Annotated in this window: 16 protein-coding genes and 1 pseudogene; 12 read left to right on the top strand and 5 right to left on the bottom strand. The window is 60.1% G+C overall.

From position 1 onward, the window contains the following. Positions 1-172: 172 nt before the first annotated feature. Complete coding sequence (locus tag BDB13_RS03225; RefSeq protein WP_094270379.1) at positions 173-1,267, top strand: GGDEF domain-containing protein; 1,095 nt, start codon at positions 173-175, stop codon at positions 1,265-1,267. 7 nt (positions 1,268-1,274) lie between these two features. Here BDB13_RS03225 and BDB13_RS03220 read toward each other — a convergent pair whose 3' ends face one another. Beyond that, complete coding sequence (locus tag BDB13_RS03220) at positions 1,275-1,490, bottom strand: DNA-binding protein (RefSeq protein WP_094270378.1); 216 nt, start codon at positions 1,488-1,490, stop codon at positions 1,275-1,277. Between the two features lie 195 nt (positions 1,491-1,685). Between BDB13_RS03220 and soxR the strand changes: the two genes are divergently transcribed. Further along, a complete protein-coding gene (gene soxR / locus BDB13_RS03215) occupies positions 1,686-2,126 on the top strand; it encodes a redox-sensitive transcriptional activator SoxR (RefSeq protein ID WP_094270377.1) in 441 nt (146 codons plus the stop codon). 7 nt (positions 2,127-2,133) lie between these two features. Here soxR and BDB13_RS03210 read toward each other — a convergent pair whose 3' ends face one another. The 3 genes from BDB13_RS03210 to BDB13_RS03200 all read right to left on the bottom strand — a co-directional run bounded on the left by BDB13_RS03210 (position 2,134) and on the right by BDB13_RS03200 (position 4,301). Next, a complete protein-coding gene (locus BDB13_RS03210) occupies positions 2,134-2,940 on the bottom strand; it encodes an ABC transporter ATP-binding protein (RefSeq protein ID WP_094270376.1) in 807 nt (268 codons plus the stop codon). Positions 2,941-2,955: 15 nt separating this feature from the next. After that, complete coding sequence (locus tag BDB13_RS03205; RefSeq protein WP_094270375.1) at positions 2,956-3,660, bottom strand: FadR/GntR family transcriptional regulator; 705 nt, start codon at positions 3,658-3,660, stop codon at positions 2,956-2,958. An 80-nt stretch (positions 3,661-3,740) separates the two neighbouring features. Then, on the bottom strand, positions 3,741-4,301 hold the full coding sequence (locus tag BDB13_RS03200; RefSeq protein ID WP_094274638.1) for a QsdR family transcriptional regulator: 561 nt from the start codon (positions 4,299-4,301) through the stop codon (positions 3,741-3,743). Between the two features lie 145 nt (positions 4,302-4,446). Here BDB13_RS03200 and BDB13_RS03195 point away from each other — a divergent pair, with 145 nt between their 5' ends. Next, complete coding sequence (locus BDB13_RS03195; RefSeq protein ID WP_094270374.1) at positions 4,447-5,418, top strand: phosphotriesterase family protein; 972 nt, start codon at positions 4,447-4,449, stop codon at positions 5,416-5,418. 205 nt (positions 5,419-5,623) lie between these two features. After that, positions 5,624-6,304, top strand: a complete 681-nt coding sequence (locus tag BDB13_RS03190) for a TetR/AcrR family transcriptional regulator (RefSeq protein ID WP_094270373.1) — start codon at positions 5,624-5,626, stop codon at positions 6,302-6,304. A gap of 45 nt (positions 6,305-6,349) precedes the next feature. Here the strand turns inward: BDB13_RS03190 and BDB13_RS33780 are convergent. Further along, a pseudogene (locus BDB13_RS33780) lies at positions 6,350-6,424 on the bottom strand (MaoC family dehydratase); the annotation flags it as partial. A gap of 96 nt (positions 6,425-6,520) precedes the next feature. Between BDB13_RS33780 and BDB13_RS03185 the strand changes: the two are divergent. From BDB13_RS03185 to BDB13_RS03150, 8 genes are read left to right on the top strand one after another with little or no spacing between them, the layout of a single operon-like run. Next, entirely contained in the window at positions 6,521-7,342 is an 822-nt protein-coding gene (locus tag BDB13_RS03185; protein ID WP_094270372.1) for an SDR family oxidoreductase, read from the top strand. A 54-nt stretch (positions 7,343-7,396) separates the two neighbouring features. Then, positions 7,397-8,617 carry an acyl-CoA dehydrogenase family protein gene (locus BDB13_RS03180; RefSeq protein ID WP_094270371.1) on the top strand — a complete coding sequence of 407 codons (1,221 nt, stop codon included), beginning with the start codon at positions 7,397-7,399 and terminating at the stop codon, positions 8,615-8,617. A 1-nt stretch (position 8,618) separates the two neighbouring features. Beyond that, positions 8,619-9,401, top strand: coding sequence for an SDR family oxidoreductase (locus tag BDB13_RS03175; RefSeq protein ID WP_094270370.1), 783 nt, complete (start codon positions 8,619-8,621; stop codon positions 9,399-9,401). Then, entirely contained in the window at positions 9,361-10,428 is a 1,068-nt protein-coding gene (locus tag BDB13_RS03170; protein WP_441347173.1) for a phosphotransferase family protein, read from the top strand. Before BDB13_RS03175 ends, BDB13_RS03170 begins: the two co-directional genes overlap by 41 nt. Positions 10,429-10,466: 38 nt before the next feature. Beyond that, entirely contained in the window at positions 10,467-11,225 is a 759-nt protein-coding gene (fabG, locus tag BDB13_RS03165) for a 3-oxoacyl-ACP reductase FabG (protein ID WP_094270368.1), read from the top strand. Between the two features lie 35 nt (positions 11,226-11,260). Beyond that, complete coding sequence (locus BDB13_RS03160; RefSeq protein WP_094270367.1) at positions 11,261-12,454, top strand: acyl-CoA dehydrogenase family protein; 1,194 nt, start codon at positions 11,261-11,263, stop codon at positions 12,452-12,454. Continuing rightward, the gene (locus BDB13_RS03155; protein WP_094270366.1) at positions 12,451-13,545 is read left to right on the top strand and encodes an acyl-CoA dehydrogenase family protein; all 1,095 of its coding nucleotides are present in this window, start codon (positions 12,451-12,453) and stop codon (positions 13,543-13,545) included. Before BDB13_RS03160 ends, BDB13_RS03155 begins: the two co-directional genes overlap by 4 nt. A gap of 33 nt (positions 13,546-13,578) precedes the next feature. Then, complete coding sequence (locus BDB13_RS03150; protein ID WP_094270365.1) at positions 13,579-14,562, top strand: NADPH:quinone oxidoreductase family protein; 984 nt, start codon at positions 13,579-13,581, stop codon at positions 14,560-14,562. Positions 14,563-14,586 lie beyond the last annotated feature (24 nt).

Below are 14,586 nucleotides of genomic sequence, written 5' to 3'. Positions count from 1 at the left end.
AATGCTTGCTGTTTTCGTTCGTTTTGGAGTGGCGACACCGGAAGGAACGGTTGGTCGTATTCGTCACAGTCGTTATGCTGCAAGTTATGGCGGCATCACCACTGAAATCTTTCTGTTACGGATGTCTTCGGCGTATGCAGCGGATTTGCGGCGGTGGAAACGTGGTAGCTGAATGAAAGCCTTGATCGAGCTGCTCGCAGTATGGTGGCGACTTCCCGACCAGTTCAATACATTTCTGCGCTACCTCGAAGACAGAGGTCTTGTGGTCGCGTGCCGGCTTCTGGTCGGTGGAACTGCATTCGGAATGGGCGTCATCCTGATCGTCATGCGTTGGAGCGAAGTAGGCCCGCAAGGAACGTTCTGGCGATCGGTCAACCTGGCTATTTCTTCGGCATGCCTGGTCGCCGGTGTTATCTGGTGGCTCCGGCCGCTCACGAGGTTGTGGTCGTATACGTTCGTTTTCGGCTCCGATATAGCGATAGCGTTGTCCGCGGCGTGCGATATCGATCCGCTCGCACGACTGCTGTGCTGCGTGGTGTTCGCATCGATCGGTGGTTACATCGCGTTCTTCCACAATCCGAAGCTGCAACTCGGCCATCTGGTCTTTGCCACTCTTGTGACCCTGGCCGCCGGGTGGTCGCTCCTGTTCGGGGACAACACCGACTGGGGGTTGGGTATTGCAAAAATCGGTGTCACTCTCGCAACCATTTATGTCATTCCGGTGGTCTCCCAGATCATGCTGGCAATGTTCAGTTCCGATGCGACCACGTCGGAATTGGATCCGTTGACCGGTCTACTCAACCGCCGCGGGCTTTCCCGTCGCGCAACGGCCATCGTGGGCGACGAGATCAATGAATTGAATGCGCTACTGGTTGTGGTGATCGATCTCGACCGCTTCAAGAAGATCAATGATCTACACGGCCACGACATCGGTGACAGCACGATCATTCGGACCGCGTTGCGTATTCAATTGTGGACGTCGAAATCGGCCCTGATTGCACGGGTCGGAGGCGACGAATTCGTGGTGTTGGAACGGGCGCCCTTCGGTTCGGTCGCCAAACTTTCCACCCGGATATCGGCCGCCATGAATGGGGACAACGACGTTCCCGAGACAAGTGCGAGCATCGGAATCGCGATTCGCACAGTGCCCCAAACTTCCGAGGAGGCTGTCGACGACATGGTTGCTGCCCTCTTCCGCGTCGCGGATTCCGCCATGTACCAAGCGAAGCGAGAAGGCGGAAATCAAGTGCGGGCAAGCATTGTGTGAAGGTCGGTCATTTCTCGGCGAATGTCAGTCCTCGTTCTGCGAGAGCTTCACGAAGGATGCGTAGTGCTTTCGGTCCCATGCCGTGAAGCTTCGCCAGTTCCTTTTCCGATACCGACGTCAGTTGCGATAGCTCGGTGTATCCCGCGCCCAGCAAAGCGCGCAGTGCGGGCGCGCCGGTCTTCGGGAAACCTTCGCCGGTCTGGGCTGCATTCGATTCGGTCACGGCTCAACTCTCCTTCGGTGACAAAATATGCGGGCTGCGATCACCACTTCGATACACGTTACGACGGCAAGACAATCAGAAGTAAACCAGCACTCACCCTGGTGTCGATAGAGGTATCGGGAGGGAATATCGGCTGATGACTGTAAAATCTCAAGTACGCTCGAGGTCAAGTTCGGACTACCGCTGGGAGGCAAGATGATCCGCAAGAGCGACGAACTTCTCTCCATCGGGGAGGTGTCCGCCCGTACGGGTGCGGCGGTGTCGGCCGTTCGGTACTACGAGAGCCTCGGACTGATTCCGGCCGAGCGGACCGCCGGTAATATGCGCAAGTTTCCGCGCCACGCGATCAGGCGGGTGTCGTTGATCCAGTTGGCTGTCCGGTTCGGTATTCCACTCGCAGAGGTCGCAGAGGTGTTTGCCTCTCTCCCCGAGGGTCGTACGCCCAACAAGAAGGACTGGAGCAGGATTTCCGAGGAATGGAATCAGCGACTGGAGGACCGCAAGCAGGCGATCGCCCGACTCCAGGAGCAACTGACCGGATGTATCGGTTGCGGATGCCTGTCTCTCAAAACGTGCAATCTCCTCAACCCGGGCGACGAACTGGGTAGAGACGGTCCGGGTGCGCGTCGACTCTGACGTGTTTTCAGATCAGTTCACGGGGCCGGGACCGAGCATTCCAGCGCCGGTTGCGTCGCTCGATCTCAATGGGATGAGAGAAGCATTCGCTGATGTTCTCCGTTGTGATCACGTCGTCGGCGAGACCGTTCGCGATGATGATTCCATCCTTGATCAGCAGAGCATGCGTCGTCGTGCTCGGAATTTCTTCGATGTGATGAGTCACGAGAATGCTTGCCAGAGCCGGATTTTGGTGACGGAGATCGTCCAGTGCGGTCAGCAGTTGCTCGCGGGCAGCCAGGTCGAGGCCGGTGGCAGGTTCGTCGAGAAGGAGCAGTCTGGGCTCGACCATGAGAGCCCGGGCAATCAGGGTTCGCCCGCGCTCACCTTGAGACAGGTTGGGCCACAGTGCATCCGAACGTGGGCTCATGCCGAGTAGGTCGATCAAGGCGTCGGCATGAGCTAATTGCTCGGGCGTCGGTGACCAACGCGGCATTATCTCGGTGGTGTTGGTCAGGCCGGTGACGACGACGTTTCGGACGGTGATCGGAATCCCGATAGTGTGGCGCGGGTTGACGTGTCCGATGTCCATTCGCAGTTCACGCATATCGACACGGCCCAACCTGTGGCCGAGCACGAAGACGGAACCACGGGTGGGGTGCTCGGTCGCACCGAACAGGCTCAGTAGCGTGCTCTTGCCGGCGCCGTTTGCGCCGAGCAGTGCCCAGTGTTGGCCGGGTTCGATAGAAATAGTGATGTCTCGCAACAAGTATCGGCCGCCGCGGACCAAATCCACGTGTTCTGTCGAGAGCACTGTGCCGTGAGAATGTTGCACGTCGATGAGGCCTTTCTAACTATCGAGTACGCGCAGTTTCCGCAAGACCGTATCGATGTTCTCCCGCGTGGCGGCTACCGCTGCGTCCGGGTCTGACTCCTGCAGTGCTGTGAGTAATTGGTCGTGGGTATGTGAAGTGTCGGGAACTCCGACTTCGTTGGACATCAATTCGACAAGCGTGTCGCGAAGAAGCGGGCGCACCGACTCGAACAGGGAAAGCAGAACTGCATTCCCTGACAGTCGAACCACTTCGGTGTGAAAGTCCAGGTCTACGTCGACGAACTTCTCGACATCGCCTTCGAAGTGGCTGTGGCGCACGGAGAGTTGGCGTCGAAGCCTCTCCAGGTCTGCAGGTTGTGCGCGCTCGGCTGCGAGCCTGGCAGCCTCGACTTCCAAGGCGCGTCGGACCTCGAAAACTTCGAGGAGACGTGATCGCCGGAGGAGTCGGGTGAACTCGCCGGCATGTTCGAGGTCGGATTCAGCGGCGACGAATGTGCCGATGCCGTGCCGTACTTCCAGTAGTCCGTCACGGGCCAGCAGGCGAATCGCTTCACGGATGGACGAACGCCCGACGCCCAGTTCGGTGGCAAGTGCGGCTTCGCTGGGGATCCGTGTTGTCGGAGCCCATTGTGCCTGTTGGATTCTCGACCGGAATATCTGTTCCAGTTGCGGTACCAGCGGACCGCTGCGCAGTACAGAACCTGCATGTTCGTCGGACACGGCTACCTCTCCGGTTGACTGCAGGGAGCCTAGCAAGTCATCAGACGTCTGACGATAAATTTTGTCGCGTGTGTCGGGATTTATGTGCGGGTAACTCCGAGTAGTAGTGCGATCAGGTCGAGGGCTGTTTCGATTTCCGCCCTCTCATGCCCGAGTAGCGGCGCGAAAAGATGAACGTCGCAGATGCGAACCAGAGCGCCGGCCAGAACCTGCGGTGAGAGGACGATCGTGATGTGGCCGGCATCGATCTGAGTTTGGAGGATCTCAGCTGCGATCGACGTGGAGATCGACTCGATAGACCCCGGCAGCAATGCGAGTTTGACGAACAGCATGGGCTCACGCTTGATCAGCGCCCGGAGTTCGGTGGACGATTCCACTGCGTGCATGACGCGGCCGAATACGTCGAGAATGTAGTCGGCGCCCTGGTCGACGGCCTGCGACATGGCTTTTCGGTACGTGCGTTCGGTGGCCTCAGCGAGGACGATACTCAGGAGCGTGTCGCGATTTCCGACCCAGCGATAGAGCGTCGCGCGGCCTATTCCGAGGCGCTCGGCCAGTAGTGACATATCGAGCGGCTGCTCGGCGAGGTACATACTCGCGGCAGTGTCGATCGCCCGTCGGCGCTCGTGGTCGGAAGGCATCGGAGGCATCCTCTACAGTTGTCCGGCGTTGCATCATCAAGTATTGATCGGGCTGGGCTGCACCTGTTGACGAACCGCATGGCGTGAGACACACTTTCCCATTGTCTCACGTTGGTGATGCCAATCACAGTCAGGGGTTTGATCGATGGGTTCAGTACACACCGTTCGTGGGCCGGTGGATACAGCCGATCTGGGAATGGTGCTGATGCACGAGCACGTCTTCGTTCTCGGAGAAGAGATGCGTCAGAACTTTCCCGACTATCCCGAACCGTGGGATGAGGACGTACGGGTTGCCGATGCCGTTGCCAAGCTCACGGAACTGAAGTCCCGGGGAATCAGCACCATCGTCGACCCGACCGTTATCGGTCTTGGTCGCTACATTCCGCGTATCGCGCGTATCAACGAGCAGGTCGATCTCAACATCATCGTCGCCACCGGCATCTACACCCACAACGACCTTCCGTTCCAATTTCATTACGTCGGACCCGGATTGATGGTCGACGTGCAGGATCCGATGGTCGATCTCTTCGTCAAGGACATTCGAGAGGGCATTGCCGGAACCGACATCCGTGCGTCGTTCCTCAAATGCGCAATCGAGGAATCCGGCCTTACTCCGGGCGTCGAGCGCGTGATGCGCGCAGTCGGAGCGGCGCAGGTCGAAACCGGAGTGCCGATCACGGTCCATACCAACCCACACACCGAATCCGGCCTGGTCGTACAGAAAGTGCTGGCCGACGAGGGTGTGGACCTCGCGAAAGTAGTCATCGGTCATTCGGGCGATTCGACGGACCTCGATTACCTGTGTGCACTCGCGGACGGGGGTTCGCTGTTGGGCATGGACCGATTCGGTCTGGATGTATTGCTGCCCTTCGAGAATCGGGTGAATACCGTGGTCGAAATGGTGCGTCGCGGATATGCCGAGAGGATGGTCCTTTCACACGACGCCTCGTGTTTTATCGACTGGTTCTCGAGTGAGGCGAAAGAGGCGGCGGTACCGAACTGGAACTTCACGCACATCAGCGATCAGGTCATACCGGCACTGCTCGAACGTGGAGTGACCGAAGAGCAGATCACGACAATGCTGGTGGACAATCCTCGTCGATATTTCGAGAACTGATCCTGGCCGGCGCCCCGCAGATCATTGCCTTCGGTCTCGCCAGGCTCTGCTGGTCGAGAACAATGACCATCGTTGCGCCTGTCGTGTGAAATCGACCGATTGTGTGCCGTAGGTCTCACCTGAGCGTACACTTGAACTCGGCGTCAACATTGAGTTTGTTGTGAATGTCCTTCGATGGCAGCGAACTTCGCGAAAGGAGAGCACTGTGCTCGATGAGGATTCTCGGATATCCGCGCTTCCGCTTACGTCGCCGACGTTGCATCGTGATCCGCCGAGCACGCAACGTGGCGCGAGGACCCGCGCAGCTCTGATCGCCTCGGCACGTGAGGTTTTCGAGACCGCCGGCTACCTTGATGCTCGCCTGATAGACATTGCGAAGGGAGCTGGGTGCGCTACCGGCTCCTTCTATACGTATTTTGCCAACAAAGAAGAGGTCTTTGCAGCAGTCCTCGAGGTCGCACGTGAAGAAATGATGCATCCCGGCATGGGCCGGGTTGCCGGTACGGATGATCCGTACGCAGCTCTGGAGGCAAGTAATCGGGCGTATCTCGCTGCATACCAGCGCAATGCGAAGCTGATGGGTCTCATGGAGCAGGTCGCGCATATCGACCCCGAGTTCCGTAGGATCCGCAACGAACGCGCCGACGCCTTTATCAGGCGTAATGCCCGGGGCATTGCCGATCTGCAGAAACGTGGCATCGCTGATGCATCGCTGGATCCGCTGACGGCGTCGATAGCGTTGTCCGGCATGGTAAGCCGGTTTGCCTTCAGCATTTTCACGTTGGGTGAGGGGATGGTGGACGGGCGGCCCCTTGATTTCGAAGATGTCGTTGTCACCGTCACGAAACTATGGGCAAACGCGCTCAGGTTTCCTGATCGCGGTTGATTCCGCGCGTGTGAGCGGACGGAGATTGCCTCGGCCGACGGCGACCACCGTCGCGCGCATCAGGAGCTGAGATCCCACGGGAACCGGAGCCGGGAAGCGGACTTTGTTGTATCCGTAGCTGGGTGGTTGAAGTTGACGCCGGATTCAACTATACATGAGGGGAGACGTGGATCACTGATATGAACTTCCGGTGAATGCAAGCGAGAGGAATCGAACGTGAAGGTTGCCCAGAAGGTTGCAATAGTCACCGGTGGCGGCGGGGGCATCGGGGGTGCGCTCGCCCGGAAGCTGGCAGCTGAGGGCGCCAGCGTCGTTGTTGCCGACCTCAACGCTGATGCGGCCGCCGCTGTTGCCGACGAGGTCAATGCGGCGCATCCGGGATCGGCTGTTGCTTCCGCGGGCGATGTATCCGACGTCGGTGTGATCGAGGGATTGATTGCGCTCGCCGAAGAGTCGTTCGGCCCGGTAGATCTGTACTTCGCGAATGCCGGCATTACCGGTGGACTGGGCCTCGATGTCGACGAAGACGGCTGGGACATTGCCTTCGACATCAATGTTCGGGCCCACATTCGGGCCGCTCGTTTGCTCGTCCCCGGTTGGGTTGCGCGCGGGGAGGGCTATTTCATCAGTACCGCCTCTGCCGCCGGCCTTCTCACCCAGGTCGGTTCGGCGGTGTACTCCGTTACCAAGCATGCCGCCGTCGGGTTTGCCGAGTGGCTCTCGATGACCTACGGAGACAAGGGCGTTCGAGTCAGCTGCCTCTGTCCGATGGGAGTCAATACCAAACTGTTGTTCGAGGGCAAGGACTCCGGTGATCCACTGGGCGAAGCTGCGACCGGTGCAGTGCTTGCTGCCGGCGAGGTCATCGAACCCGATCAGTGCGCCGAAATCGTCCTTGCTGCAGTAGATGCCGAGCACTTCCTAATTCTTCCGCACCCGAAGGTCCTGGACATGTACCGGCAGAAGGGTGCAGATTACGACCGCTGGCTGCGCGGAATGCGCCGCTACCAGGCGTCGTTGCTTGCCGGAAGTCGATGAGCCACCTCGAGCGTCGAACCCCCAATTTTCCTTCCCTCTCTGCCAGGAGTCCACATGTCATTCTTTGAGTTTTCGGATCGCACCAAGAAGTACCAGGCCGAGTTGAACGATTTCATGGAAATGCACGTCTACCCGGCTGAAGCTGTCTACGAAGAGCAGATGCGCGCCGCCGGCAATCCGCATTTTCAGCCGCCGATCATCGACGACCTGAAGAAGGAAGCCAAGGCGCGTGGGCTGTGGAACCTCTTCCATCCCCATCCGGAATGGGGTCCCGGCCTGACCAATCTGGAATATGCGCCGCTCGCAGAGATCATGGGCCGCAGCCATCTTGCGTCCGAAGCTACCAACTGCGCCGCCCCCGACACCGGCAACATGGAGGTGCTCACGCTCTTCGGCACTGACGAGCACAAGGAGAAGTACCTCAAGCCCTTGCTGGAAGGTGAAATCCGTTCGGCGTTTGCAATGACCGAGCCCGAGGTGGCCAGCTCCGACGCGACCAACATTCAACTCCGCATGGATCGCGACGGTGACGAGTACGTCCTCAATGGTCGTAAGTGGTTTGCTTCCAATGCATTGCACCAGAACTGCAAGGTGCTTATCGTGATGGGCAAGACCGACGTCAATGCTGCGACGCACCGCCAGCAGTCCATGATGGTGGTTCCGATCGACGCGCCCGGTGTCACCATCCTCCGTAACCTGCCCGTCTTCGGATATCAAGACCGCGAAGGGCACGGCGAGATCACCTTCGAGGACGTACGCGTCCCCGTCAAGGACATCCTCGCCGGTGAAGGCGAAGGTTTTGCCATCAGCCAGGCACGTCTCGGACCCGGCCGAATTCATCACTGCATGCGAGCTATCGGAATGGCCGAGCGCGCACTGGAATTGATGTGCAAGCGCGCATCCACCCGTATCACGTTCGGCAAGCCCGTCAGCGACAACGCGAACATTCAGGACTGGATTGCCGAGGCGCGCATCGAGATCGAGATGGTCCGGCTGCTCACACTCAAGGCCGCATACATGATGGACACAGTGGGCAACAAGGAAGCACGTACCGAAATCGCTGCTATCAAGGTTGCCGCACCGAATATTGCGCTCAAGATCATCGACCGCGCCATCCAGGTTCACGGCGGCGCCGGCGTTACCGATGATTTCCCGCTCGCAATGGCCTACGCACACATGCGCACGCTTCGTCTGGCGGACGGTCCGGACGAGGTGCACAAGCGCGCTATCGCCAAGCAGGAACTGCGGAAGTACCGCGACGTCAAGGCGAACTGAGATGCCAGGGCTGGATCTCACGGGTAAGACTGCGATTGTCACCGGTGCCTCGCGTGGCATCGGTCTTGCGGCAGCGCAGGCGATTGCTGCGGCCGGCGGGAACGTTGTATTAACTTCGCGCTCACAGGAATCCGCGGATGCGGCAGCGGCCCAGATCGGCGGTCATGCGATCGGAGTCGGTGCCCATGCGACCGACGAGGAGGCGGCCCGTAAATGTGTCGAGTTAACCCTCGAGCGTTTCGGCAGCCTCGACATTCTTGTGAACAACGTGGGTACCAATCCGTCGTTCGGGCCGATCATCGATCAGGATCACTCGCGCTTCGCCAAGACCTTCGACGTCAACGTGTGGGCTCCCGTCCTATGGACAGGCCTTGCCGCGCGAGCCTGGATGAGTGAACACGGTGGCGCCGTGGTCAATACCGCCTCTATCGGCGGCATGGCATTCGAGGCCGGGATCGGTACTTACAATGCGTCGAAGGCCGCCCTCATTCACGTCACGAAGCAGTTGGCTCTCGAACTGTCTCCGAAGATTCGGGTCAACGCGGTTGCTCCGGGAGTAGTGCGCACCAAGCTGGCCGAGGCGCTGTGGAAGGAACACGAAGAGGCAGTATCAGCGTCGACAGCGTTGGGTCGCATCGGTGAGCCGGACGATGTCGCCTCCGCTATCGCCTTCTTGGTTTCCGATGCGGCGGGGTGGATTACCGGCGAGATCATGACCATCGACGGAGGACAGTTGCTCGGCGATGCAAAGCCGTTCAGGCAAGGAGCATCTTTCGGTGCCTAGTGTCGACATAGTGGGGTTGGATCCCGGAGCCGTCACCCAGTGGATATCGGGACTGGGAATCGATGTCAGCGGCCCGCTGACTTTTGATCGCATTGGTCTGGGACAGTCCAATCTCACCTATCTCGTTCAGGATCAGGGCGGCGCGAAGTGGGTGCTACGACGCCCACCTCTCGGTCACCTTCTGGCGTCCGCGCACGATGTGGCACGCGAAGCGCGGATCCTGTCCGCATTGGAATCCACGGAGGTGCCGTCGCCCCGAGTTTTCGGGTTGACGGAAGACCCGGCAGTTACCGAAGTTCCTTTGCTGCTCATGGAATTTGTCGACGGCCAGGTAGTGGACCGAATGCCGTTGGCGGAAGCGTTGACGCCGGAGCGGCGCCGGGCGATCGGCATCTCGCTTGCCCGGACTTTGGCCAAAATTCATGCCGTCGATCTGAAGGCTGCGGGGTTGGATGATTTGGCCAGCCATAAGCCTTATGCTGCAAGGCAGTTGAAGCGGTGGGGCGGTCAGTGGGAGCAGTCGAAGACTCGGAAGTGCCCGGATCTGGATGACTTGACCCGGCGTCTGATTGCCGCGCAGCCGCAGCACACCGAAACCACGTTGGTGCATGGCGACTTTCACCTGCGCAATGTGATCACGTCCGCGATCAGTGGTGAGGTTGTCGCCGCACTCGACTGGGAACTGTGCACACTCGGAGATCCGCTCGCCGATGTCGGAAGTCTGCTGGCGTACTGGCCGGCGGCCGGGGAAGATACCGGCGGAGATTTCCCGGCGTCGGCGCTCCCGGGATTCCCGACGCGAGACGAGCTGTCGCAGGTCTATCTCGATGCCACCGGTCGGGATCCGGCGGCACTGAAGTTCTGGCACGCGTTGGGGCTGTGGAAGGTTGCGGTCATTGCCGAGGGCGTGATGCGTCGTGCGCGCGATGAACCACAGAATGCGGCCGAAAGTGGTACACCCACTGTTGAACGTATCGATGCCTTGGTTGCCAAGGCCCGAGAAGTTGCAGTTCAAGCCGGAATCTGACGAGATCGCCGGTTTCACCACAATGTATTGGAGGGCAAGTGAGTCAGGAACGCAGAACGGCGATCGTCACGGGTTCGGCTCGTGGTATCGGTGCGGCAGTGGCAAAGCGTCTATCGGCAGACGGGTTTGCCGTTGCAGTACTCGATCTCGACGAAGCAGCGTGCGCGGGCACCGTTGACGCGATCAGGGCTGCGGGCGGTGAAGCGCTGGCCGTCGGAGCCGATGTATCCGATGAAGCATCGGTTGCCGCCGCGGTCGAGAGGATCGCAACTGAACTCGGTTCGCCCACTGTATTGATCAACAATGCCGGTATCACGCGGGACAATCTGCTCTTCAAGATGACTGTTACCGAGTGGGATTCCGTCATCAGTGTTCACCTTCGCGGCGCGTTCTTGATGTCGCGCGCTGTGCAGAAGTACATGGTGGAAGCCAACTTCGGCCGTATCGTGAATCTCTCGAGCACGTCGGCACTGGGTAACCGGGGCCAGGTCAACTACTCGGCAGCGAAGGCGGGCATGCAGGGATTCACCAAAACTTTGGCCTTCGAATTGGGAAAGTTCGGCGTCACGGCCAATGCGATTGCTCCCGGATTTATCGAAACCGAGATGACTGCGGCAACGGCGGAGCGCATGGGCGTCGGCTTCGAGGATTTCAAAACAGCTGCCGCTTCACAGATTCCGGTCAACCGCGTCGGCCAGCCCGAGGATATCGCTCACACTGCGTCCTTCTTTGTCAGTGAGGGCGCAGGATTTGTCTCCGGCCAGGTTGTCTACGTTGCCGGCGGACCCAAGGACTGAGCTTCACCCCCATCGCTCGAACTGTAGGAGTTTGCATGGCTTTCGATGAAGATGCAGTATCACGTGATCTTGCCGAAAAGGTGAACACCCTTCTTGCCGATCATGATCCGGCGAAGACGTCAGTGTCGAAGTTCCTCGGCGCACGATTCGACGCCGGATTGGCGTGGGTCCATTTCGCCGAAGGCCAGGGGGGTCTCGGTGTGCCGCAGAGCTTCCAGCACCGGGTTAACGCTCAATTGGCGGCAGCGGGTGCGCCGGGGCCGGATGTGGGCAAGAACGGCATCGGACTGGGCATGGCAGCGCCCACCATTGCCGCCTTCGGTACGGAGGAGCAGAAGCGGAAGTTCCTGCGCCCCTTGTGGACCTCGGAGACCGTTTACTGCCAGCTGTTCAGCGAGCCGGGTGCCGGTTCGGATCTGGCCGCCGTGGCTACCCGCGCAGTACGCGACGGCGACGACTGGATCGTGAACGGGCAGAAGGTCTGGACGTCGGGTGCTCAGAACGCGCAGTTGGCAATTCTGGTGGCCCGGACCGATCCGGAGCGGTCCAAACACGCTGGGCTGAGCTACTTTATCTGCGACATGACCGATCCCGGCGTCGACGTCCGTCCACTACGTCAGATCACCGGTGAGGCAGAGTTCAACGAGGTATTCCTCACGGACGTACGCATTCCGGATGCCAACCGCCTCGGCGCGGAAGGACAGGGCTGGAAGGTCGCTACCACCACGCTGAACAACGAGCGTGTGGCCATCGGATCCGGCGCTCCGCGTGAAGGCGGAATGATCGGCAAGGTTGCGCAGGCGTGGCGAGAGGAACCGCAGCTGCGTAACCCTGCGATGCACGACGAGTTGATGCGGCTCTGGACCGAATCCGAAGTTGCCCGTCTGACCGGGGTACGGCTAGGCCAGCAACTTGCAGCCGGGCAACCCGGACCGGAGGGTTCCGGCATGAAACTTGCGTTTGCCGGTCTCGCCCAGCAGATTTCGGGCTTCGATCTCGAGCTGCACGGTGAAGCCGGATTGCGCTACGACGATTGGACGCTCCGACGACCGGATTCCGTGGACTTCACCGGACGTGAACCGGGCTATCGGTACCTCCGAGCGAAGGGTAATTCGATCGAAGGCGGGACGTCGGAGATCCTTCGCAACGTCATCGCAGAGCGGGTCCTCGGGTTGCCGCCCGAACATCGCGTCGACAAGGATATCGCCTGGAAGGACCTACCCCGATGAGCGCCGATCTGCTGTACACCGAGACCGAACAAGACCTGCGGGCCAGTGTCCGACGCTTGCTGAGTGAACGCGCCGCAGCCGAGACTGTGATGACCGCGTACGACGAGGTGCCGGCAGACTTCACAGGTTTGTGGAAGTCGCTCGCATCGGAACTCGGGTTGGCGGGATTGCTGATACCCGAGGAGTTCGGGGGAGCGGGTGCGTCCACCCGTGAGGCTGCGGTGGTGATGGAGGAGATCGGCCGCGCTGTCGCTCCGGTTCCGTTCTTCACCAGCGCAGTGCTGGCAACGACGGCGTTGTTGAGGGCCGGTGAGCGAGAAGTTCTCGGGCGCTTGGCTTCCGGAGAGTCGACTGCAGCATTGGTAATTCCGCTGTCGACGGCGCCCGGTACTTTCGTGGCTTCGGTCAAGGCCACGGATTCAGGTCTCGTCGGCCGTGTCACCACCGTTGCCGGTGTTGCCGAGGCAGACGTACTTGTTGTTCCGGTGTCCGGCGCGAGCGGCCTCGAACTGCACACCGTGCGTATTGCCGACGCGAATGTGACGCCGGTGTTGTCCTTGGACATGACTCGCCGGCTGGCCGACGTCGAGTTCTCCGGAGCGTCGTCGGTGCGGGTGGATGGCGGGAACGCTGTTGGCGCTGTGGAAGAGGCGTTGATCGTTGGAAGCGCGCTACTCGCATCGGAGCAGTTCGCTGTTGCTCAGTGGTGTTTGGAGACCACGCTTTCCTATGTGAAGGAGCGCAAGCAGTTCGGTCGAGCGATCGGCTCGTATCAGGCGATCAAGCACCGTCTGGCGGACTTGTGGCTCGAAGTCAGCTCCGCCGGTGCGGCCGCGCGTTATGCCGCAGACACTTACGCGCGTGGCGACGAGGATTCCGGAGTTGCAGCAACGCTCGCCCAGGCATTCTGCAGCGACGTCGCTGTTCACGCCGCCGAGGAATGTGTGCAGCTCCACGGAGGGATCGGAATGACGTGGGAGTATCCGGCGCACCTGTACCTCAAGCGCGCCAAGAGTGATCAACTGACGCTGGGTACGGCGTATCAGCATCGGGCGCGGCTGGGCGAACTCGTCGACCTTCCTGTTTCCTGAAAAACACAATCACTACCTGAGTGGAGAATTCCTGTGAAGGCTTGGCGCATCAACGAACTCGGTGAACCCCGAGATGTATTGAAGCTTGAAGAAGTGGCAGATCCGACGCCGAGGTCCACCGAGTTGTTGGTGAAACTCCTTGCCGTACCGGCCAACTTCCCCGATGTGCTGATGTGTCGCGGCGAGTACCAGATCAAGCCGCCCCTGCCGTTCACGCCCGGCGTCGAGATGTGTGGTGAAGTTGTCTCGGTCGGAGAATCCGTCACCAAATTCTCGGTCGGTGATCGAGTGATCGGCAACCCGAGTCTGCCGGATGGCGGTTTTGCCGAGTTCTCGATTCTGGACGAAACCAACACGTACCCGGCGCCGGCCGCGCTGGATGACGCCGAAGCGTCTGCTCTCACCGTCGGCTACCAAACGGCGTGGTTCGCGCTGCATCGTCGTACGCAGTTGCTCGAAGGTGAGACTCTCTTGGTGCATGCCGCAGCCGGTGGTGTGGGAAGTGCTGCCGTCCAGATCGGTAAAGCAGCCGGCGCCAAGGTGATCGGTGTTGTCGGTGGACCGGACAAGGTGGAGTACGCACGCAAGCTGGGTGCGGATTTGGTTGTCGACCGGCACAGCGAGGATTTTGTCGCAGCGGTGAAAGAATTCACCGGCGGTAAGGGCGCCGACGTGGTGTTCGATCCGGTCGGCGGCGACGCCTACGCGAAGTCGACCAAGTGCATCGCCTTCGAGGGGCGCATCGTGATCATCGGTTTCGCGGGCGGCACCATTCCGCAACCGGCTCTCAATCATGCTCTGATCAAGAACTATTCGATCATCGGTCTGCACTGGGGCCTCTACAAGGCGTACAACCAGCAGGCTATCGACGATTGCCATGTCGAGCTCACAAGGCTCGCGGATGCCGGATTGATCAAACCGTTGATCGGAGAGCGGTTGCCGTTGTCCGACGTTGCCGAGGGTGTCGGTCGACTCGGGGACGGCACAACTGTCGGCCGAGTCGTGTTCGTTCCCTGACCCCTGCTGTGCGAAAGGTTTGAT

Source organism: Rhodococcus sp. OK302, from assembly GCF_002245895.1.
In the GTDB taxonomy this organism is placed as follows: domain Bacteria; phylum Actinomycetota; class Actinomycetes; order Mycobacteriales; family Mycobacteriaceae; genus Rhodococcus_F.
The sequence above is the reverse complement of the archived record's forward strand: the minus strand, read 5'-3'. Positions and strand labels throughout refer to the sequence as shown.

Excerpts from the sequence above, each read along its gene's own strand:
- BDB13_RS03225 (WP_094270379.1), top strand. The coding sequence starts at position 173 with ATGAAAGCCTTGATCGAGCTGCTCGCAGTATGGTGGCGACTTCCCGAC.
- soxR (WP_094270377.1), top strand. The coding sequence starts at position 1,686 with ATGATCCGCAAGAGCGACGAACTTCTCTCCATCGGGGAGGTGTCCGCC.
- BDB13_RS03200 (WP_094274638.1), bottom strand. The coding sequence starts at position 4,301 with ATGCCTTCCGACCACGAGCGCCGACGGGCGATCGACACTGCCGCGAGT.
- BDB13_RS03195 (WP_094270374.1), top strand. The coding sequence starts at position 4,447 with ATGGGTTCAGTACACACCGTTCGTGGGCCGGTGGATACAGCCGATCTG.
- BDB13_RS03180 (WP_094270371.1), top strand. The coding sequence starts at position 7,397 with ATGTCATTCTTTGAGTTTTCGGATCGCACCAAGAAGTACCAGGCCGAG.
- BDB13_RS03175 (WP_094270370.1), top strand. The coding sequence starts at position 8,619 with ATGCCAGGGCTGGATCTCACGGGTAAGACTGCGATTGTCACCGGTGCC.
- BDB13_RS03170 (WP_441347173.1), top strand. The coding sequence starts at position 9,361 with ATGCAAAGCCGTTCAGGCAAGGAGCATCTTTCGGTGCCTAGTGTCGAC.
- BDB13_RS03160 (WP_094270367.1), top strand. The coding sequence starts at position 11,261 with ATGGCTTTCGATGAAGATGCAGTATCACGTGATCTTGCCGAAAAGGTG.
- BDB13_RS03155 (WP_094270366.1), top strand. The coding sequence starts at position 12,451 with ATGAGCGCCGATCTGCTGTACACCGAGACCGAACAAGACCTGCGGGCC.